The organism is Acinetobacter sp. ANC 4470 (genome assembly GCF_002135335.1).
GTDB lineage: Bacteria > Pseudomonadota > Gammaproteobacteria > Pseudomonadales > Moraxellaceae > Acinetobacter.
Genome location: NZ_NEGC01000001.1, coordinates 78207 through 98741, shown reverse-complemented (window position 1 = coordinate 98741; position 20535 = coordinate 78207). Strand labels below are relative to the sequence as shown.

Here is a 20535-nt window from a genome sequence, read left to right as displayed (position 1 = left end):
TTAAATCATCACAACAAAAATGTATAAGGAAATACAAACATGAAAAAAACATTGCTTACGGTGTTTATGAGTAGTTCGGTTATGCTTTTAACCGCGTGTGGAGGTGGGGATGGAAGTGATTGGAATTTTTCAGGTGGTGATGGTATTCCAAAAAATAATATTAAAGATCCAGTCGTAAATGTTACAGCTTACACTAAGGATGATATGTCTGGATATGCTGCAGATAGTCAGCTGATGACGTATAAAATGCTAGGTGTTAATAACAAAGAAGTTACAGCAACGAGTTTGGTGTTTGTTCCGAAAACTGTACAACCTGCAAATGGCTGGCCGATTGTGGTCTGGGCACATGGTACAACGGGTGTTGCAGACAAATGCGCACCGAGTCAGCAAGGGCTGCAAGGGACTCAAGTTCTGTTGCAACAATTATTGACAGCAGGTTATGTTGTGATTGCTCCAGATTATGAGGGGTTGGGAGCAGAGGGTAATCATCCATTCTTGAATTTAAAAAGTGAAGCCTTTTCCATTACTGATGCTGTAGTAGCAACGCGTGACTACCTTAGCCGTCAAGGTAAGAAAGCTGCTCCACAGTGGATGACAGTCGGGCATTCACAGGGCGGTCATGCTGCATTGGGTGCGGCACAATATGCTTCTAGAGCGCAGCTTGACTACAAGGGAACAATTGCAATTGCACCTGCATCAAACCTTGCTGCAATATTGCAAGGGGGTGAGAATTCAGTAATAGGTCAGCCCGCAAACATACAAATACCTGTATTGGCACAATTAGATATGTTTACATCTTTGATTGTCGCAGGGATGCAAGGGCATGATATTTCTGTAAGTTATGCTCAGGTGTTTAAAAGCCATACGGCAGCGATCGCTCCTATTGCTGAGCGTGAATGTGGCAATATTGTGGGGGATGCATTGGGTTATGGTATGGGGCAATATGCGTCATCCAATAATAACTCGTTGAATGGTTATGGGCGAAATCAGGACAATTTTATGTCTATACCTATCATTAATAATTTTTTGTTTAAGGACTCTCAACCAGGCACAGTGAAGTTGAATCAGTCTGTTATTATTTATCAAGGTGGACTAGATCAAGTTGTACCAAAAGCAGCAACGGATTTGCTCAAAGCAAGTGCTGAAGCTAAAGGTACGACAATTCAATATAGAACAAATGCAAACTGGACTCACAGTACTGTTTATACAGCAAACATCAATAATTTTGTGGCGGATGTTAAATCTCTAGTACCAACTCAATAATTGGCTTTAACTTAAAAGCTCATGTTTTGTATTTACATGAGCTTTTTTTATTTAAAACTGAACAAAGTTCATTCTCGATATTTATAAACTTCATGCTACAATACGCGCCAATCTTAGCACGGCTTAAAAGCCCTAATTTATAGGACCTCGCTAATGTTTGCCAATATCTCAATTGCTGAATTTGATCCAGAAATCGCGCAAGCAATCACACAGGAAGATGCTCGCCAAGAAGCGCACATCGAACTGATTGCATCTGAAAACTATTGTTCTCCAGCAGTAATGGAAGCGCAAGGTTCAAAACTTACCAACAAATATGCAGAAGGCTACCCAGGCAAACGCTACTATGGCGGTTGTGAATATGTAGACATCATCGAACAATTGGCAATTGACCGTGCTAAAGAGCTTTTCGGTGCAGATTATGCAAACGTTCAGCCACACGCTGGCTCACAAGCTAATTCGGCTGTTTACTTGGCGTTGCTTAACCCAGGCGATACCGTTTTAGGTATGAGCTTGGCTCACGGTGGTCACTTGACTCACGGTGCAAAAGTTAGCTTCTCTGGTAAAACATATAATGCGATTCAGTACGGTTTAAACACTGAAACTGGTGCAATTGATTATGAAGAGGTTGAACGTTTAGCTGTAGAGCACAAGCCACGTATGATCGTTGCTGGTTTCTCTGCTTATAGCCAAATTGTTGACTGGCAGCGTTTCCGTGATATCGCGGACAAAGTTGGTGCTTACCTATTTGTAGATATGGCTCACGTGGCTGGTTTAGTTGCTGCGGGTGTTTACCCAAGCCCAGTACAAATTGCTGACGTAACAACAACGACTACGCATAAAACACTTCGTGGTCCACGTTCTGGTTTAATCCTTGCGAAAGCAAACGAAGAAATCGAGAAAAAATTACAATCAGCAGTATTCCCTGGTAACCAAGGTGGTCCATTGGTTCATGCGATTGCGGCTAAAGCGATTTGCTTTAAAGAAGCAATGACACCTGAATACAAAGAATATCAAAAACAAGTTGTGGTAAATGCTAAAGCAATGGCTGAAGTATTAATCGCACGTGGTTACGATATTGTATCTGGTGGTACTGAAAACCATTTATTCTTATTGTCACTCATTAAACAAGATGTGACTGGTAAAGAAGCAGATGCATGGTTAGGTGCAGCTCACATCACTGTGAACAAAAATGCTGTACCAAATGACCCGCGTTCTCCGTTCGTGACTTCTGGTATCCGTATTGGTACTCCAGCTGTAACGACTCGTGGTTTCGGTGAAGCTGAAGTTCGTGACTTGGCAGGTTGGATCGCTGACATCTTAGATGCCAAAGGCGACGAAGCTGTAATTAACGCGACTAGAGCGAAAGTTGAAATTGTTTGTGCTAAATTCCCAGTTTACGCAAAATAAGTAAAGACTTGAGAAAGCCCCCTCAAGGGGGCTTTTTTTATAGATGTTTAAAAGTCATATTTTTCAAATATCATATTTCTGCTATAACAGAATAATACTTCATAAAAGATATAAATCATTTTGCTGTTGCTGTAATGACATCTTTCGTTCAAAGGAATCAGGTAAATGGCTAAACCAACAATTATTATTTCACAACAAGACCTTCAGCGTTTAGAAACCATGCTTGAGCATCAATCTAAACTCAGTCCGACCATGCAACATCTTGAAGATGAACTTGCCCGTGCGGATGTTGTTGCTCCACAAGATATCCCTGAAAATGTCGTGACCATGAATGCACAAGTGCGTATTACCATTGCACCAGCGCTTGAACCGACGGATATTACCTTGGTTTATCCACATGATTTTCGCGGTGAAAAAGGGCAAGTGAATGTCCTTGCCCCCATTGGTGCAGCCATTCTAGGATTGACTGAAGGACAAGAAATTGAATGGCCACAGCCCGATGGTCATTTAATGAAGGTTAAGATTGAAAAAGTGTTGTATCAGCCAGAACGAGCAGGCGATTATTTATAGTTTTAAATAGATAACTTGCATAAATCAAAAATGTTCAATATTTGATTTTTAAAAATTAGCACAGCCTCATTTGCTTGATTTAATCTTTATACCTTTGCATCGGCATTATCTCTACTTTTGAAAGGTCAAAATGAGGGACTCAAAATATATTTTGAGTCCGCAAGGAAAACCTTTTGTTCCCCATACACGACGTCCTGAGCCAGTTTTAAGGCACTGCTTTAAAATGCAGCGCAAGGATGGGAAACGTGTGGCATCCATGCCACACTCATGAATCCAATACCTGCTAAAATTTGTTTTTTAATTTTGGCTTTATAGACTATTTTTATTGATCAAAAAATGACTTGTGAAAGAAGTCTAATACATGAAAATGATGCAGTAAGAGTTGAAAAGGGCATTTTAAAGGCAATAAAAAAGGCAAAGTAAAAACTTTGCCTTTTTTGATCTATACCGATCTTAGTGGTGATGACCACCAGCGCCGTGTACGTGACCGTGTTCTAATTCTTCAGCAGATGCTTCACGAATTTCAACAATTTCAACTTCAAAAGTTAAATCTTGACCAGCAAGTGGGAAGTTTGCATCAACAAGAATGTTGTCACCTTCGATTGCTTTAACAGTAACGATTTGAACACCGTCATCCGTTTGAGCTTGGAATTGCATACCCGCTTGGATGTTATCTACGCCTTGGAACATTTGCGCAGGAACTTCTTGTACTAGGTCTGGGTTGTATTCGCCATAACCTTCAGCAGCAGGAACATTTACTGTGAATTTTTCACCAACAGTTTTGCCTAATAAAGCATTTTCTAAACCAGGGATGATGTTACCTGCACCGTGCAAATATGCAAGTGGCTCACCTTGTGATTGGTCGAGAGTTTCGCCCTCTGCGTTAGTCAACGTGTAGTGGAAAGAAACCACGAGGTCATTTGCAATAGCAGTCATGTCATTGATCCATTCAATTTTTTAAGGGTACATCATAAAGTGAAAAGCAAATTTTGTAGACTATATTTATCAAAAAATTGCATTTTCCGCGTTTTTATGGCGTTTTTTTAATAATAGGGACGGTTTTTAAAATTTCAATGCAATTTTATCTTTGGAGCGATTTTTCTTGTGACAAAATCCTTAGCTGTCAAAAGACCCGCATGGGTATAGCCGTGAATGGTTGCTTGATGTAGTCGATATAAAGAAACATACATCGATTTGGCGATAAAACCTTGAACATTTATTTGCCCAAGTAATTCTCCTACTGCTTTGTGATGGCTTAATGAAACCAATGATCCTTTATCGGAAAATTTGAACATGGGTTGTGATGTGCCTTGGATTCGAGCTTTCATGGCTTCTACTAGGAAACTCGCTTGTTGGCTTGCCACCTGAGCACGTGGACCAAGTACAGATTTATTTGCTATAGGTTGACAATGAGCGCAATCGCCAAAAGCAAATACATTTGGGTCAGAAAGCGTTTGTAATGTCGCATATACTTTAAGGCGATTGATATGATCTTTTTTAAAGCCTTTTAACGTTTCGATAACAGCGGGTGCTTTAATTCCTGCTGCCCAGACTTTTAGTTCTGCCTCAATAGTTGTTCCATCTGTAAAGTAAATTTTGTTTTCATCAACACGTGCAACGCGGTGTTTTGTGAGTATTGTAATGCCGTATTGCCCTAGTTGCTGCTGGGTATGCTTGGCGATGGTTTCGGAGAGTGCGGGCAATATACGCTCAGCGGCTTCAATCACACTAATGGTGACATTTTCTGGTTCAATTTTATTTAAACCATATTTAAAGAATGTTTATTTGGCTTGAAAAAGCTCAGCTGCAAGCTCAATACCTGTGGCACCTGCACCAATAATTGCAATATTTAAGCTGCGTGGGGTTTCATGATTTTGTGCTTCTAAATATAAATTCAGTAGATCCTGCTGAAAGACTTCGGCTTGTTTGCGACTATCAAGGAAATGACAGTATTGTTTTACACCTTCTGTATTAAAGTCATTAGAGGTTGAACCTACTGCAATAATTAGACTGTCATAATCTAAGCGAATATTTTTTTCTGTTGAATCGGGTTTAGATAATGGTGGTTTTCCCAAAATGACTTGTTTTGAATGTTGGTCGATATCTATAAAGCTGCCTAAAACAAATTCATAATGATGCTTTGAAGCATGGGCAAAATAATTGGTTTCTTCGGCATGTGGATTGAGTGTGCCTGCTGCAATTTCATGCAAAAGTGGTTTCCAAATATGCGTGAGGTTTTGATCAACGAGGGTGATGTGTGCTTTATGGCTTTTACCTAGTGTTTGACCTAGTTGTGTGGCGAGTTCCAGACCACCTGCACCACCACCAATAATCACAATTTTATGAAGTTTTTTCATTTTATACCTGTTTATTATTTTGAAGATGAAAAAAAAGATGACATTAATATGCCATCTTCAATTCAGTGTTTTTATTTAAATTGTTATACAACTTACATAAAGTAAAGAAAATTCATTTCATTAGCCTAGTGGATAAGTTTTAACTTTTACTTCATCACTAGACAAAAATGTAAAAAGTTGCTTAAACCAAATCGCAATTTTTTGGAAAAAATTAGCTTCTTCAATTTGTACATCATCTTCAATGGTAATGGTGCGAATCAATTGGTTGTTTTGATAGACCTGTACTGTAGCAAGTTGCATGACTTTCGCTAGAGGGGCTGTGAGCGTTTTTTCGGTGAGCTCAACGTTAAGGTGAGTTTTCGTTTCTTGTAAGGGCTCTATGGTTTGAATGGTTCCATTGCCAGTATTCAACATAATACGTTGGTTGGTTGTATCATAGCTTTTTAAATCAATCGCAAAAGGTTGCTCATATAAAGAGGTGGTGATAATTTGCGGTTTAGTTGTTTCTAATTTAAACATTTTTAACGTAGATTTAATCACAGGTAATTCTGCAATCAGTTGTTTATCTTCAATTGCAACTTCATTACGAGTATAGGTGTAGCCTAAATTCATGAGATTATAGGCAACTTCGGCACGCTTTGCCGCACTGGTTGCACCTAAGACAATGACCACTAAACGACGTTCAGAAGTGTCTGGATTCATCGTTGGGCGGTTTGCAGTTAAGGCAAGATTATAACCAGCAGCTTTAGTGAACCCTGTTTTTAAGCCATCTACCGTTGGATCAAGTTTTAACAACATGTTGGTCGCACGGTGAAAACGGTTATTGTAAGAAAAGCTTTGTTGTTTTGAGTAATTTAAATAATCAGGCGTTTGTGTAACTAGAGCTTGCCCTAAAAGCGCTAAATCTGATGCAGTTGAATAGTGTTCAGGCATGCTAATACCTGCTGGATTTTGGAAGTGAGTATCTTTCATTCTTAAAGCTTGGGCTTCTTTATTCATCCGCTCAATGAATTTTGGAACATCTCCAGCAATACGTTCTGCCAAAGTCACGGCAGCATCATTGGCAGACATGACCACTAAGCCTGCAAGAAGTTGATCGACTGAGATTTGCTCACCTTGTTTCAGGTACATCTGTGACTCATCCCACATCACTGTTTTAACCACAGGTGTTGCAGTTAAGACCTCATCTTTACGTAAATGACCTGCCTGAAGTTCTTTTAACGTGATGTAAGCCACCATCATTTTAGTTAGCGAGGCTGGGGCACGTTGAACATGACTATTATGCTCAGCAATGACTTGTCCCGATTGAGTATCAATCACAGTCCAAGCTTGAGCTTCAACGCTTTCTGGAACTAGATTGAGTAATGTGGCATTGACTATTGTGGAGCACAATAAACCAAGTGATGCGATGAGGTAGATAACAGCTTTCAATGATGTTCCTTTATTTGCCAATCCGTTGACTTTAAAATGCAAAAAATCTTGCGAATGCTATGCTTTTTTTTGCAGAATGGCTAGTCAGAATTGTAGACAATTGCGACAGTTCCGCATTGTTTTATAAAAAAATGCTAAGCTCATTGATAAGTTATCTTTTTCATCTTTTGAATCGCCTATTATGTTGCATTATCAAATCGAATTTGACGATTATCGTCAGCATTTAATTCATGTCACTTTACGTTTTGTTGCTATTCCAACACAGGTGCTTTCGTTACCGACTTGGATTCCAGGAAGTTATCTGATTCGTGAATTTTCAAAGCATATTGAGTCTGTCAGAGCCTATGATGAAGATGGACGTATACTGCAAATTAGTAAATTTGAAAAAAATAAATGGCGTTTATTTAATACCGATTTTGAACTGATTACAGTTGAATATGATGTTTACGCGTATGATCTTTCGGTACGTGGTGCTTATGTTGACCAGAACCGTTTATATGTGAATCCAGCATGTGCATGTTTGGGGCTTGAAGGTCAGGAAGAGAATGCAGTAGAGGTTGAAGTCTTCCTTCCAGATGAGCTGAAACACTTCCAATTGGCTACGGGCTTAGCGCATAAAAGCTTGGTTAAAGGTCGTCATACCTTAAAAGCTAAAAACTATGCACAGTTGATTGATAGTCCATTTGAACTAGCAGATCAGACACGCTTTAGTTTTCAAGCGAATGGCATTGCACATGAGTTTGTGGTTTCAGGCAAACATGCCATGAACGTACAACGCATGCAGCAAGACATTGAAAAAATCTGTAGCACAGAAATTGCAATGTTTGGTTCAGCACCATTTGAAAACTATACTTTTATGACGATGGCGACAGGCAATAGTTATGGTGGTTTGGAACATCCAAACAGCACTAGTCTAATTACGCCACGTGATGATCTGCCTAAAGCGGATGAACCAATTGAGCCATCTAAAGATTATCAACGTTTTTTGGGTTTATGTAGCCATGAATATTTCCATTCATGGTTGGTCAAATTTATTCGTCCTGAAAACTTTGTCAATTACGATTTAAACAAGGAAGGCTATACCTCTTTATTGTGGATTTTTGAAGGTTTTACTTCGTATTATGATGATTTGATTTTGCTGCGTAGCAGTGTGATTAATCAAGCATCCTATATTGAGTTATTAAAAACACAGATTGAGCGTTATTTGCAAAATCCCGGTCGAGCTGTTCAGACTGTTTCCGAGTCCAGTTTTGATGCGTGGGTGAAATTCTACCGTCAGGATGAAAATTCAAATCATGCAGGAACCAGTTACTACAACAAAGGTTGTTTGGTTGCATTGTGTCTTGATTTGGGCTTGCGTTTACGTGGTTCAAGTTTAGATGCCTTAATGCGAAAGCTGTATGAAAATGCACAAAATGGTATTCAAGTGAGTGAGCGGACTATTTTTGATTTGTGTAAAGCGCTGACAGGTCAAGATTGGGCAGAGCAGATTAATCACTTAATTAATACTACAGATGAATTGCCGCTTGATCAGTTGCTACCTGAGTTTGGTTTAAGCTATACATTGAAAAATGACAAGACTTTGCCATTTGGGTTAAAAGTTGCCGATAAACCTGAAGGTGTGTTGGTTCAAAGTGCGCGACGTGATGGTGTTGCAGCGAAAATGGGTCTTTCTGCCCATGATGTGATTATTGCCATTGATGGTCTAAAAGCCTCTGAGAAACTTCTGGAGCAATATGCAAAACAGGCAGGTACTTATACGGTTTATGCTTTCCGCCGTGATGAGTTGATGCAGTTTGAGCTTTCAGGTGGTGCAATGGATTTAACCACGGTTGAATTGAAAGTTGAAGATCAAGCGAAAGCAGAGAAGTGGCTTAAAGCTTAATGTTCTAATGATTTGAAAGTCATGTAAAACCGATGCTTAGGCGTCGGTTTTTTGTTAGAAGTCGCCACGAAAATTTATAAAGATAGATTGGGTTCAAAAAGACATAAGAAAATAATCAGTAATTTTCTCAAGCGTACTCCAAAGCATGTCAATAACAAGTCATAGAGGCTTTGTAAGGGGAGGCATTAAGTAGTATCGGATGAATGAATCCCGAATACTTATTCATTTAAATGTGTTGAAATTAACGGTTCTTGGATTTTCAGGCGATGCCTCGCTGACGTTTTTTGCTCGAAAGTCTTTAAGGTGAGGGTAATATAATGCTGAAGAGGCATACTTCACCATAACCACTTTTTAGGCTGATCAGGAAGAAAATTTGCATCGTATTCCTTGAAGGGTAATTTATTTCCATGATACCCAACATGTCCCAAGTAATTGGCTTGTAAATCAGCAAACTTATTTGTTGGAATTTTAATCAATCTCGCAGGGTGTAAATAAATTAATGCATTGATAAATATAAATTATATATTATTTAGACCCTAAATCATCACTTGTGTAGTTAGGTGTGTTTTTCAATCGCAGAGACCGGCTGCGACTGTCTATATTCGAAAAAAGACGAAATTTCAAGTAGAATATCAGTATTAGTGAACAACGCTGATGTGTATAAATTTTCAGTCAAAGCAATATGAAAAGATATTGTTTTGACTGCGGTGCGATGAGCGCCGATACTTTAAATATTTTATTTAAACAAACCGGTTCGCAGGGCTGAGTCAAAAGCTTGGTCCTAACAAACACAATCCAAAGCAAGGGGCTATATATGGCTGGTGGAAAGTCAACAATCATTTACACACTGACAGATGAGGCGCCACTGTTGGCGACTTACTCGCTACTGCCGATCATTGAGACCTTTACTAAGCCAGCTGGCGTCGAAATTGTCAAAAGTGACATCTCTGTGGCCGTACGTGTGCTCGCAGAATTCGCGGACTTCCTAAGCGACGAGCAGAAAGTGCCTGACACTCTCGCAGAGCTAGGTCGTCTCACGCAAGATCCAGATACGAACATTATCAAACTCCCGAATATCAGTGCCTCTGTTGGTCAATTGATGGCGTGTATTAAGGAGCTTCAGTCTAAAGGCTATGCTATTCCTGACTATCCAGAGAATCCAGCCACTGAAGAAGAAAAAGCGATCAAAGCACGTTATGGCAAATGTCTTGGCTCGGCTGTGAACCCAGTACTACGCGAAGGCAACTCTGACCGTCGTGCACCTGCTGCAGTAAAGAACTACGTGAAGAAGCACCCGCATTCAATGAGCGAGTGGAAGCAGTGGTCACAGACTCATGTGTCGCATATGGAAGAAGGTGACTTCTACCATGGCGAAAAATCGATGACGCTTGACCGCGCGCGTAATGTGAAAATGGAACTCATCACTAAGAGTGGTGAAACGGTTGTTCTTAAGCCGAAAGTTGCGTTGAAAGATGGTGAAATCATCGATTCGATGTTCATGAGCAAAAAAGCACTTTGCGACTTCTACGAGAAGCAACTTGAAGATTGCCGCGAAGCGGGCATCTTGTTCTCGTTACACGTGAAAGCGACAATGATGAAAGTTTCACATCCGATCGTATTCGGTCACTGTGTGAAAATTTATTACAAAGAAGCATTCGAGAAGCACGGTAAGTTATTTGACGAGCTAGGTATCAACGTCAATAACGGTATGTCGGGTCTTTACGAAAAAATCGCAACTTTGCCTACTTCTCTTCGTGAAGAAATCATTGAAGATCTTCATGCATGTCAGGAACATCGTCCTGCACTTGCAATGGTAGATTCTGCGAAAGGTATTACCAACTTCCATTCACCAAACGACGTGATTGTAGATGCTTCTATGCCTGCAATGATTCGTGGTGGCGGTAAAATGTGGGGTGCTGACGGCAAGCAATACGACTGTAAAGCAGTTATGCCTGAATCGACTTTCGCACGTATCTATCAAGAAATGATTAATTTCTGTAAGTGGAATGGCAACTTCGATCCGAAAACCATGGGTACTGTACCTAACGTTGGTTTGATGGCGCAAAAAGCTGAAGAATACGGTTCACACGACAAGACTTTTGAGATCACTGAAGCGGGTATCGCGAATATCACTGATCTTGAAACTGGTGAAGTGTTAATGACTCAAAACGTTGAGGAAGGCGACATCTGGCGTATGTGTCAGGTGAAAGATGCACCGATCCGTGACTGGGTGAAACTTGCGGTAAATCGCGCACGTAACTCTGGCATGCCTGCAATCTTCTGGCTTGACCCATATCGTCCACACGAGAATGAGTTGATCAAAAAAGTTGAAAAATACTTGAAAGATTATGATACATCAGGTCTCGATATCCAAATCATGTCACAAGTACGTGCAATGCGTTATACGCTTGAGCGTGTAGCACGTGGTCTTGATACGATTTCAGTAACGGGTAACATTCTACGTGACTACCTGACTGACTTGTTCCCAATTATGGAGCTTGGTACGTCTGCGAAAATGTTATCTATCGTTCCGTTGATGGCCGGTGGTGGCATGTACGAAACAGGTGCGGGTGGTTCAGCTCCGAAACACGTGCAACAGTTAGTGGAAGAAAACCACTTGCGTTGGGATTCACTTGGTGAGTTCATGGCGCTTGCAGTTTCTTTAGAAGAAATGGGCATTAAAGAAAACAATGCTGGTGCGAAATTGCTTGCGAAAACGCTTGACCAAGCAACAGGCAAGTTACTTGATAATGACAAGTCACCGTCGCGCCGTACTGGTGAGCTTGATAACCGTGGTAGTCACTTCTATTTAGCGAAGTATTGGGCTGAAGAGCTTGCTGCGCAGGATGAAGATGCTGAGTTGAAAGCGAAGTTCGCTCCGCTTGCGAAAGCATTGGCTGAAAACGAAGATAAAATCATTGCTGAACTTGCAGAAGTGCAAGGGAAGTCAGTTGACATCGGTGGTTACTATGCCGTTGATACAGCTAAAGTGAATGCTGTGATGCGTCCGAGTGCTACGCTTAATGCAGTGCTTGAGACTGTTTAAGCATAATAAAAAAAGCCGGTGCATATGCACCGGCTTTTTTTATCCGCAATTTCTAAGGTGTAAATTTCCCTAAAAAAGCAACTAATTTAAACTAAATCTTAACGAGCATTACGTCCACGACCACGTGGTGATTTCGTGTTGTCACGAGTTGTACCATTGGTTTTACGACGTGGTTTATCAGCATCATCCATTTGCCAAATACGGGTTGTACCACCATTTGGTGTTTTCTTGCCTTTAAATGGTGCTTCGCCTTTTTCTTCACGTGCTTTATCTTTTGCAACAGAGAAATGCTGTTTCTTCTTCTGTACAATTTTTTTCGGAAAGTCACGACCTGTATAGGGTTTATCCGCAGGAACATCTTTAAAGTCAGGGTAAAGTAAAGGTTCAATCTCGACTTGCTCACCCGGTTGTAAGCCCAGTTTTACAATACTAATTGTACCAATTTGAGTGCGAATTAAGCGTAAAGTTGGAAAACCTACAGCAGAGGTCATACGACGTACTTGACGGTTACGACCTTCACAAATTGAAATTTCGACCCAAGATGTTGGAACAGATGCACGGAAGCGTACAGGTGGAATACGTTCCCACAACCACTCAGGCTCGTCAATTTTTTGAGCTGTAGCTGGAAGGGTGATGCCATCTTTAAGTTCAACGCCTTTACGAAGTTGCTCTAGGGCTTCCTCAGTAATGTCGCCGTCAACCTGAACCACATAGGTTTTAAACTTTTTGCTGGCTGGATTGGTAATGAACTGGTTCAAACCACCATGATCCGTTAAAAACATTAAGCCTTCTGAATCTAAATCAAGACGACCGGCAATACGCAAGTCAGGATCTTGAGTAAAATCAGCCATGGTTTGATGTTTCTCATCGGCACGGAACTGGGAGAGAACGTCATAAGGTTTATTAAGAATGACGATTTTCATAGAAAATAACTACTTTGCTAATGATTAAATTTGGAAACGTTGAGTGTTATTTAATCGAGAAATATTGTTATTTCTCATATAAATCTCAAAAATACTGAATCTAGATTAGGATATTATGCGTTAAGAACAGTTGAAAGTATTGCTTATTGGCAATTATTTTTTAGATTTGCCAGCTACAAAGGGAGAAGTTGTACAATGGGTTATCAAAAGATCACAGTTCCTATCGATGGTAGCAAAATTACCGTAAACGCAGACTTGTCACTCAATGTTCCGAACAATCCAATCATTCCTTTTATCGAAGGTGATGGTATTGGTGTGGATATTACACCAGCGATGAAAGCTGTGGTAGGTGCTGCAGTTCAAAAAGCTTACGGTGGCAAACGTTCGATCGAATGGATGGAAGTTTATTGCGGCGAAAAAGCAGACAAAATCTATGGTACTTATATGCCAGAAGAAACTTTTGACGCTCTTCGTGAATTCGTTGTTTCTATTAAAGGCCCATTAACCACTCCAGTGGGTGGCGGTATCCGTTCACTTAACGTAGCTTTACGTCAAGAATTAGACCTTTATGTTTGTGTGCGTCCAGTGCGTTGGTTTGACGGAGTACCTTCTCCAGTTCATCATCCTGAACTGACTGACATGGTGATCTTCCGTGAAAACTCTGAAGACATCTATGCGGGTATTGAATGGAAAGCAGGCTCTGATGATGCGAAAAAAATAATCAAATTTCTTAAAGAAGAAATGGGTGTGACTAAAATCCGTTTTGAAGAAAACTGTGGTATTGGTATCAAACCAGTCTCTAAAGAAGGTACTCAGCGTTTAGTACGTAAAGCAATTCAGTTTGCGATTGACAATGACAAGCCAAGCGTGACTTTAGTTCACAAAGGCAACATTATGAAGTATACCGAAGGTGCGTTTAAAGAATGGGGCTATGAAGTCGCACTTGAGCGTTTCGGCGGTGAACTTCTTGATGGTGGTCCATGGGTCACGATTAAGAATCCTAAAACTGGTAAAAAAATCATCATTAAAGATGTCATTGCCGATGCATTTTTGCAGCAAATTTTGATGCGCCCAGCTGATTACTCTGTAATTGCGACCCTCAATTTAAATGGTGACTATATTTCGGATGCGCTTGCAGCCGAAGTAGGTGGTATTGGTATCGCTCCTGGTGCAAATATCGGTGGTGCGATCCAAGTTTATGAAGAAACTCACGGTACGGCGCCTAAATATGCGGGGCAAGATAAAGTAAATCCAGGGTCTATTATCCTTTCTGCAGAAATGATGCTTCGTGACATGGGGTGGGTAGAAGCTGCTGATTTAACCATCAAAGGTATCGCTGGTGCGATTACTGCGAAAACTGTAACTTACGACTTCGAGCGTTTAATGCCTGATGCGACTTTGTTGCGTTGTTCAGAGTTTGGTCAAGCAATCATTAATAACATGGAATAAGTATATATAGTTTAATTCAACTGATGACAGCCCGTATTTATTGCGGGTTTTTTATAAGCATGAAGTTAGTGATTTAGAAAAAATGATGATATTTTAGTCACTATAATTAAAGGGGATAATAATGAAGTACAATTGGGCGATTTTTATATTGTTAGGAATACCATTCTTAACACAGGCGGGTACTGTTTATAAATGTAATAACAAAGGTACAACGGTATATCAGTCTAAGCCATGTCCTGGCGCAACAGTAGATGCTAATTTTCAGCGTGAGCAACGCATACAAAATCAATCAAATTCCGCTTATCAGCAACGGACAACAAATGGAACTTCCAACGAAATTGCGGAAACAGCAGAAGGGAAAAAGAAAAGTCTAGCAATTGCCCAAGATGCATACCGTATAACAAAAGAGCGCTAAAATAAATCAAACTTTATTTGGTTTACTGAAAGGGAAATATCATTTGGTGACGACTAAAGAGAGAAGTATTGAAGGCTATTTGGCAGGTATTTACGCCTCATTATGTACCTATCAGCTTTGTCACCAAAATAAGCCAACGATCAAAATTAGCGAAGTATTCGCTTAAACAAGATTCTGGGTTAATGAGAATTAGCTCGTACTGTTCAATTCAATGATCCCATGAATTCAACGCCTGCTAAAATTTATTTTAATTTTGGTTTGATGAACGACTTGTATTGATTAAAAAACAATTTCTGAAAGAAGTTTAATTTCTTTGCCTATGGTTTTATAAATGTACTCTGTATTTTTTGTGAATTGAGATCTGTTATGTTTTTGAATGGGAGTTAATGACGGCTTAAGTTGAAAGTGGTGAAAGTTTTAAAGCTTATATTTAATTTGAGAGTATTGAATAAAGAGTAGGATTACAGAAAATACCTATTAAGAATTGTATTTGATAAATAAGATTAAAAAGTGTTCATTTAAAAGAATAGATGCAAATAAATGATGTTTAAAAAATTAAAAATATTTTGTTTATCCATCTTTTTTCTAGGGATAACCATTTCATTGACAGGTTGTAAGCCACCACCATCAGGTGAAGCCGCAGGTATTCGTTACCCAATTTTATTTATACAATTACAACAAATGGAGTTGCCTGTACAGCTTGCAATGCCTGTTGAAAAGATTAAGCCTCGGCAAATACAAGACACTTGGGGTACAGCACGGAGTGGCGGTAGAAAACATGAAGGTATTGATATTTTTGCTAAGCGAGGAATACCTGTCTTAAGTGCAACACAAGGGATTGTGGTTCGTGTAGGTATCGATGATTTAGGCGGGAAAGTGGTTTGGATTGTTGGCCCAAATTTAAGCCGTCATTATTATGCACATTTGCATGATTACGCTGACCAGATTCAAGAGGGAGATTGGGTTGAAGTAGGTGAGGTGATTGGTTATGTGGGAAATACAGGCAATGCTAAAAGTACCCCACCACACTTGCACTATGGAATTTATTTAAATGGACAAGGAGCAGTCAACCCTTATCCATATTTAACACCATCTTCTTAAATATTAAAAAATTGCTACACTTGTTCAGTTGTTTTGTATTTAGTTGAACGTGTATGCCAAACCAATTGTACAGTACCAAGTAACAAGATAAATGAAGCCAAAACAAACTGTTGATGATAAGTCACACCAAAATGTTGCAGCGTACTAAAACTTAAGCCACCTACAAGTTGTGTAGATGCAAAACAAAGCGTTGCAATACTCCAGAGCTTTTTATAAGCAACAGCATAAAGTTGTAAAATCGTGTAGGACGTCAGAAAAACCACCGCAGGATTGAGCATTCCTGTAAAAAAGGAGGATATAAAGGTGAAAATTGGAATTGTACTAAGTGTCGCAATAAAAATAGCGATGATATAAAAACTGTAAAGAATTTTCAGTGCAGTAAAGTTACCAAATTTTCTTGCTAATAAATAAGCTAAAAAAGCACCTAATGCACTACCTAGACCATAGAGAATCCAATTGAAGTTAATCCAAAATAAATTCAGCTTTAATTCATGGCTCAGGTAGTCAATCCAAAAAAGTGAGTGTGGAATATAAGCGAAGGCACTACATGAATAGGCAATCAGTAAACTATAGAACAACGTGTTTAATGATATTTCTGTCGATGTTTGTGCAGTTTGTGCAGATAAATGATGCTTAAATTGTTGAAGTAAAATACTCAGACAAATACAAATGATCAGTGCAAAACCACACAGAATAAGCCATGCTGTCTGTGTCGAAATTTGATCTAAATAAGGTAGGAAAAGCGTTGCCAATAAAACCCCGATTCCCATTCCGCTAAAACCGATGAAATTGATTTTAAAGCGATCTTGGATGTCGCAGCATTGAGCCACCACGCTAGGTGATAAGATCATCAATAGAGCACCACTTACCCCAGAAATGATGCGCCAAAAGATATACCAAGCTTTGGGAAAATCTGAAAATGCACAACAGAACAAACTTAGCATGCCAACAATGGCAGCCATTTGAATGTACAACGCCATGGTTTTATTCTGCGGTAAACGCATTGCCCAAAAAGCACCGAGTAGATAACCCAGTAAATTCGCACTGCCTAAAATACTGGAAAATCCGCTCGTCCAAGCAAATTCTTCTCGTGTTGCTGGTAAAAGGGCGGTATAGGAAAAACGTAGAATACCAATTCCTAAGCACATACTGAGGCATAAAAAGATACTGAGCCTTATATTGTTTATTGACATTCATATTCTCTCAGTTCTTTATTGTTAATTAATAACATGATTTATATTATTTTTATAGGGCGACCATTCGTATTAAAATGAGTTTAATACGGTTATATAGACTATATGAATATTTGAAAGGTTACTTCATATCAACATAACTTAAAGTTAGGGTATCAAAAGTAAGATTTAAAAAATTTAGTTCTAAGCAGCACAATTAAGTGGGCTATAAAAATTAGGATTTCGACGTAAAAAAACCGCGTTCTTTAACGCGGTTTTTTTAAGAGCTAGAATTAACGCATTTTGGCTAAGAAGCGACTTAAACGATTTAATGCTTCACGTAATTCATTTTCCGCAGGTAGGAACACCACACGGAAATGATCAGGTGTAGGCCAGTTAAAACCAGTACCTTGTACCAATAATACTTTTTCAGCACGTAAGAAATCGAGCATGAGTTTTTCATCGTCTTGAATAGGATAAATTTCAGGATCAAGACGAGGGAAGCAGTACATCGCACCTTCTGGTTTAACACAGGTTACCCCTGGAATGTCATTCAACATTTCCCAAGCAATATTACGCTGTTCATACAAACGACCACCGGGACGAATCAAGTCATTAATAGACTGATAACCGCCTAAAGCTGTTTGAATGGCATATTGGGCTTGATGATTCGCACATAAGCGCATTGAAGCTAGCATATCTAAGCCTTCAATGTAGTCCATTGCACGTGATTTATCGCCTGTAATTGCCATCCAGCCTGAACGGAAACCCGCAATGCGATATGCTTTAGATAAACCATTAAATGAAACACAGAGATGATCACCAGCAAGCGCAGCAACAGCAACATGTTCAATACCGTCATAAACAACTTTGTCGTAGATCTCATCGGCAAATAAAATTAAGTCATATTTTTTTGCAAGTGCGACAATTTGTTCTAACACATGACGTGGATAAACCGAACCTGTAGGATTATTTGGATTGATAATCACAATACCGCGTGTATTCGGTGTGATTTTTCTTTCCATGTCGGCAATGTCTGGATACCAATAGTTTTCTTCATCACATTTATAGTGAATTGCAGTACCGCCAGATAAGTTTACCGCAGCCGTCCATAATGGATAGTCAGGCATAGGAACCAGCATTTCATCGCCATCATCCAATAAGCCTTGCATCGCCATCACAATAAGCTCAGACACACCATTGCCAATATACACATCATTGACGTGCATATTTAAAATGCCTTTTTGCTGGTAATACTGACAAATGGCTTTACGCGCAGGGAAAATCCCTTTTGAGTCAGTATAACCAACGGCATTTGGCAGATTTAAAGCGACATCATTAATAATTTCTTGTGGAGCTTCAAAGCCAAATGGGGCGGGGTTACCGATATTTAATTTAATAATTTTATGACCGGCTTCTTCCATTTCATTGGCCGCTCGTAACACAGGTCCACGAATGTCGTAGCATACATGCTCGAGCTTAGACGATTTTTTAATTTCGCGTGGCGTAGTGTTACTTAAAACGGACATATTTCCATCCAATTATGTTGGTGTGAAAAAAATAGATTACTGAAATATCACAATCTATATTGAAATTTAGCTAGATATTTGTTGAGCTCTAGCGTAAATATGAAGTACTGAAGCATGACATTGAATGTCAAAGATTTAAAGGAGTTAGTGATGGGAAAACTCAATAAAACAGACCGAGAATGGCAAAGAGAGTTATCACCAGACGAATTTCGCATTACGCGACAAAAGGGAACAGAACCAGCCTTTACAGGGAAATACTGGAACACCAAGCAGGCAGGGACTTATTTATGCCGTTGTTGTGGAGCCGAGTTGTTCACTTCCGATACTAAGTATGATAGTGGTAGTGGTTGGCCAAGTTTTTATAAACCGATTACCAGTGGTGCAGTTGATGAGAATCAAGATGCGACGCATGGTATGGTCAGAACCGAGATTGTTTGTCATCATTGTGATGCACATTTGGGGCATGTTTTTGAAGACGGTCCACAGCCAACAGGGTTACGCTATTGCGTAAATTCAGCTTCATTAGAATTAAAAACACAAGAAAAAAATGACGAGGAAACCTATCCATGACCAACATTTATCAGTTTGAAGCTGAGTTGTTAGATGGAAAAAATAAATCATTTGCTGATTATGAAGGCAAAGTTTTATTAATTGTAAATACTGCTAGTAAATGTGGTTTTACTCCGCAATTTTCAGGTCTTGAAAAGCTGTATGAAAAATACAAAGATCAAGGCTTTGAAGTCTTAGGATTTCCTTGTAATCAGTTCGGTGGGCAAGATCCAGGATCGAATGAACAAATTGGGGCATTCTGCGAAAAAAATTATGGTGTGAACTTTCCGATGTTTGCCAAAGTGGATGTGAAGGGGCCAGAAGCCCATATTTTATTTCGTTATTTAACCAATAACAGTAAAGGTGTTTTGGGCAACGGGATTAAGTGGAACTTTACCAAGTTCCTGATTGGTAAAGATGGCAAAGTACTTAATCGTTTTGCACCCACCACTAAACCTGAAGCATTGGAAAGTGAAGTAGCGGTGGCATTGTCGCAGTGATGTGTCATGTTGGAAAATGAAAGAAAAGTGATCAGTCAGCCAGATTTGAATGTTCAGTTCTGGCGTGATTCGCGCATGCCTTATGTAGAAACACGTCGGGCATGCCAAAGTCGCATTTGTTATAAAGCGCATAGTCACGCTACTTTTTCTATTGGTGCTGTGGATACTGGGCTGAGTCGTTTTAGCAGTTATTTAAGTACAGTTGAAATGATTGAGTCTGGCGCTTTGGTGGTTATTCCTGCTCAGGTTGAACACTCTTGTAATCCTATGCCCGATCAAGCATGGAGTTATCAGATGATGCATTTGAATGCTGACTGGCTCGCAGCATTATTGTCAGAGACAGTAAGAGCACAGATTGATGCATCAATCCCACAATTAAAACCCATCGTGATCAAAAACCCAGAATTGTATCGTGCATTTACACAGCTAAATCAAGATCTATTTAATTCTGGAATTGATTTTAGGGAAAAAGAACAGCGTTTGATTGAGGTACTCACCCAAATTATTTTGCCTTGTTTTGAATGGGAAAAAACCGATATATCACATTATTTTTATGATCATTTAAAGGATTTGATCGTTTATTTAAAAAATGCCGATACGATTGTTCCGCTGGAAAAATTGGCAAGTATGTTAGGAATTAGTCGTTATGCAGTCATTCGTTTATTTAAAGCAAATCTGGGTTTAACCCCACATGCTTTTCAGCTTAATTTAAAAGTGAATCAGGCCAGAGAATTGCTTAAATATGGAAAAAATATTGGTGAGATGAGTTATGAACTCGGTTTTAGTGATCAAAGCCATTTTCATCGTGTATTTAAAATACATACGGGGGTTACACCTAGGCAGTATCAACAAGGGTTTATATGAAGTACTTGGTTTATTATTAGATGACTTGTATAAATCACAAAATATTCAGTATTTAGTTCTTCAAAATCAGCACT

The 20535-nt window shown here is 39.4% G+C and carries 16 protein-coding genes and 2 pseudogenes; 12 read left to right on the top strand and 6 right to left on the bottom strand.

What is annotated here, in order from left to right; all coding sequences use genetic code 11:
• Positions 1–39 precede the first annotated feature (39 nt).
• The 3 genes from B9T25_RS00460 to rnk all read left to right on the top strand — a co-directional run bounded on the left by B9T25_RS00460 (position 40) and on the right by rnk (position 3240).
• On the top strand, positions 40–1263 hold the full coding sequence (locus tag B9T25_RS00460; RefSeq protein WP_086186555.1) for an alpha/beta fold hydrolase: 1224 nt from the start codon (positions 40–42) through the stop codon (positions 1261–1263).
• Between the two features lie 153 nt (positions 1264–1416).
• Entirely contained in the window at positions 1417–2670 is a 1254-nt protein-coding gene (gene glyA, locus B9T25_RS00455; RefSeq protein WP_086186554.1) for a serine hydroxymethyltransferase, read from the top strand.
• A gap of 165 nt (positions 2671–2835) precedes the next feature.
• Positions 2836–3240, top strand: coding sequence for a nucleoside diphosphate kinase regulator (gene rnk / locus B9T25_RS00450; protein WP_086186553.1), 405 nt, complete (start codon positions 2836–2838; stop codon positions 3238–3240).
• Positions 3241–3693: 453 nt separating this feature from the next.
• On the opposite strand, the gene slyD is transcribed toward rnk, so the two are convergent.
• From slyD to B9T25_RS00435, 3 genes and pseudogenes are all read right to left on the bottom strand, one after another.
• A complete protein-coding gene (gene slyD, locus B9T25_RS00445; RefSeq protein ID WP_074943109.1) occupies positions 3694–4176 on the bottom strand; it encodes a peptidylprolyl isomerase in 483 nt (160 codons plus the stop codon).
• Between the two features lie 134 nt (positions 4177–4310).
• Positions 4311–5597, bottom strand: a pseudogene (locus B9T25_RS00440) (NAD(P)/FAD-dependent oxidoreductase).
• Between the two features lie 120 nt (positions 5598–5717).
• Positions 5718–7028, bottom strand: a complete 1311-nt coding sequence (locus B9T25_RS00435) for a D-alanyl-D-alanine carboxypeptidase PBP6B (protein WP_086186552.1) — start codon at positions 7026–7028, stop codon at positions 5718–5720.
• 181 nt (positions 7029–7209) lie between these two features.
• Here B9T25_RS00435 and B9T25_RS00430 point away from each other — a divergent pair, with 181 nt between their 5' ends.
• A complete protein-coding gene (locus B9T25_RS00430) occupies positions 7210–8913 on the top strand; it encodes a M61 family metallopeptidase (RefSeq protein WP_086186551.1) in 1704 nt (567 codons plus the stop codon).
• Positions 8914–9727: 814 nt separating this feature from the next.
• Positions 9728–11959 (top strand): NADP-dependent isocitrate dehydrogenase, encoded by a 2232-nt coding sequence (locus B9T25_RS00425; protein WP_086186550.1) that lies wholly within the window; start codon positions 9728–9730, stop codon positions 11957–11959.
• Positions 11960–12057: 98 nt separating this feature from the next.
• On the opposite strand, the gene B9T25_RS00420 is transcribed toward B9T25_RS00425, so the two are convergent.
• Entirely contained in the window at positions 12058–12882 is an 825-nt protein-coding gene (locus tag B9T25_RS00420; RefSeq protein WP_086186549.1) for an rRNA large subunit pseudouridine synthase E, read from the bottom strand.
• Positions 12883–13077: 195 nt separating this feature from the next.
• On the opposite strand from B9T25_RS00420, the gene icd reads away from it, so the two are divergent.
• The 4 genes and pseudogenes from icd (at position 13078) to B9T25_RS00400 (ending at position 15847) form a co-directional block, all read left to right on the top strand.
• The gene (gene icd, locus B9T25_RS00415) at positions 13078–14331 is read left to right on the top strand and encodes an NADP-dependent isocitrate dehydrogenase (RefSeq protein ID WP_086186548.1); all 1254 of its coding nucleotides are present in this window, start codon (positions 13078–13080) and stop codon (positions 14329–14331) included.
• Positions 14332–14452: 121 nt separating this feature from the next.
• Positions 14453–14746: a DUF4124 domain-containing protein gene (locus B9T25_RS00410; protein ID WP_086186547.1), complete on the top strand. Its 294-nt coding sequence runs from the start codon at positions 14453–14455 to the stop codon at positions 14744–14746.
• 7 nt (positions 14747–14753) lie between these two features.
• Positions 14754–14912 (top strand): annotated as a pseudogene (locus B9T25_RS14610) (IS982 family transposase); the annotation flags it as partial.
• A 374-nt stretch (positions 14913–15286) separates the two neighbouring features.
• Positions 15287–15847, top strand: coding sequence for a M23 family metallopeptidase (locus tag B9T25_RS00400; RefSeq protein ID WP_416202343.1), 561 nt, complete (start codon positions 15287–15289; stop codon positions 15845–15847).
• A gap of 14 nt (positions 15848–15861) precedes the next feature.
• Here the strand turns inward: B9T25_RS00400 and B9T25_RS00395 are convergent, their stop codons facing one another.
• Positions 15862–17040, bottom strand: a complete 1179-nt coding sequence (locus tag B9T25_RS00395; protein ID WP_086186546.1) for a YbfB/YjiJ family MFS transporter — start codon at positions 17038–17040, stop codon at positions 15862–15864.
• Between the two features lie 272 nt (positions 17041–17312).
• Positions 17313–18548, bottom strand: coding sequence for a pyridoxal phosphate-dependent aminotransferase (locus tag B9T25_RS00390; protein ID WP_086186545.1), 1236 nt, complete (start codon positions 18546–18548; stop codon positions 17313–17315).
• A 150-nt stretch (positions 18549–18698) separates the two neighbouring features.
• Here B9T25_RS00390 and msrB point away from each other — a divergent pair, with 150 nt between their 5' ends.
• The 3 genes from msrB to B9T25_RS00375 are packed head-to-tail and all read left to right on the top strand — an operon-like array spanning position 18699 to position 20461.
• Positions 18699–19118 carry a peptide-methionine (R)-S-oxide reductase MsrB gene (gene msrB / locus B9T25_RS00385; RefSeq protein ID WP_086186544.1) on the top strand — a complete coding sequence of 140 codons (420 nt, stop codon included), beginning with the start codon at positions 18699–18701 and terminating at the stop codon, positions 19116–19118.
• Positions 19115–19597, top strand: coding sequence for a glutathione peroxidase (locus B9T25_RS00380; RefSeq protein WP_086186543.1), 483 nt, complete (start codon positions 19115–19117; stop codon positions 19595–19597). The genes msrB and B9T25_RS00380 overlap by 4 nt, the downstream gene beginning before the upstream one ends.
• 6 nt (positions 19598–19603) lie before the next feature.
• Entirely contained in the window at positions 19604–20461 is an 858-nt protein-coding gene (locus B9T25_RS00375; protein WP_213032982.1) for an AraC family transcriptional regulator, read from the top strand.
• Positions 20462–20535 lie beyond the last annotated feature (74 nt).

Excerpts from the sequence above, each read along its gene's own strand:
- B9T25_RS00420 (WP_086186549.1), bottom strand. The coding sequence starts at position 12,882 with ATGAAAATCGTCATTCTTAATAAACCTTATGACGTTCTCTCCCAGTTC.
- rnk (WP_086186553.1), top strand. The coding sequence starts at position 2,836 with ATGGCTAAACCAACAATTATTATTTCACAACAAGACCTTCAGCGTTTA.
- B9T25_RS00460 (WP_086186555.1), top strand. The coding sequence starts at position 40 with ATGAAAAAAACATTGCTTACGGTGTTTATGAGTAGTTCGGTTATGCTT.
- B9T25_RS00400 (WP_416202343.1), top strand. The coding sequence starts at position 15,287 with ATGATGTTTAAAAAATTAAAAATATTTTGTTTATCCATCTTTTTTCTA.
- B9T25_RS00395 (WP_086186546.1), bottom strand. The coding sequence starts at position 17,040 with ATGTCAATAAACAATATAAGGCTCAGTATCTTTTTATGCCTCAGTATG.
- B9T25_RS00390 (WP_086186545.1), bottom strand. The coding sequence starts at position 18,548 with ATGTCCGTTTTAAGTAACACTACGCCACGCGAAATTAAAAAATCGTCT.
- B9T25_RS00430 (WP_086186551.1), top strand. The coding sequence starts at position 7,210 with ATGTTGCATTATCAAATCGAATTTGACGATTATCGTCAGCATTTAATT.
- msrB (WP_086186544.1), top strand. The coding sequence starts at position 18,699 with ATGGGAAAACTCAATAAAACAGACCGAGAATGGCAAAGAGAGTTATCA.
- icd (WP_086186548.1), top strand. The coding sequence starts at position 13,078 with ATGGGTTATCAAAAGATCACAGTTCCTATCGATGGTAGCAAAATTACC.
- B9T25_RS00380 (WP_086186543.1), top strand. The coding sequence starts at position 19,115 with ATGACCAACATTTATCAGTTTGAAGCTGAGTTGTTAGATGGAAAAAAT.
- B9T25_RS00410 (WP_086186547.1), top strand. The coding sequence starts at position 14,453 with ATGAAGTACAATTGGGCGATTTTTATATTGTTAGGAATACCATTCTTA.
- B9T25_RS00425 (WP_086186550.1), top strand. The coding sequence starts at position 9,728 with ATGGCTGGTGGAAAGTCAACAATCATTTACACACTGACAGATGAGGCG.
- slyD (WP_074943109.1), bottom strand. The coding sequence starts at position 4,176 with ATGACTGCTATTGCAAATGACCTCGTGGTTTCTTTCCACTACACGTTG.
- B9T25_RS00375 (WP_213032982.1), top strand. The coding sequence starts at position 19,604 with ATGTTGGAAAATGAAAGAAAAGTGATCAGTCAGCCAGATTTGAATGTT.
- glyA (WP_086186554.1), top strand. The coding sequence starts at position 1,417 with ATGTTTGCCAATATCTCAATTGCTGAATTTGATCCAGAAATCGCGCAA.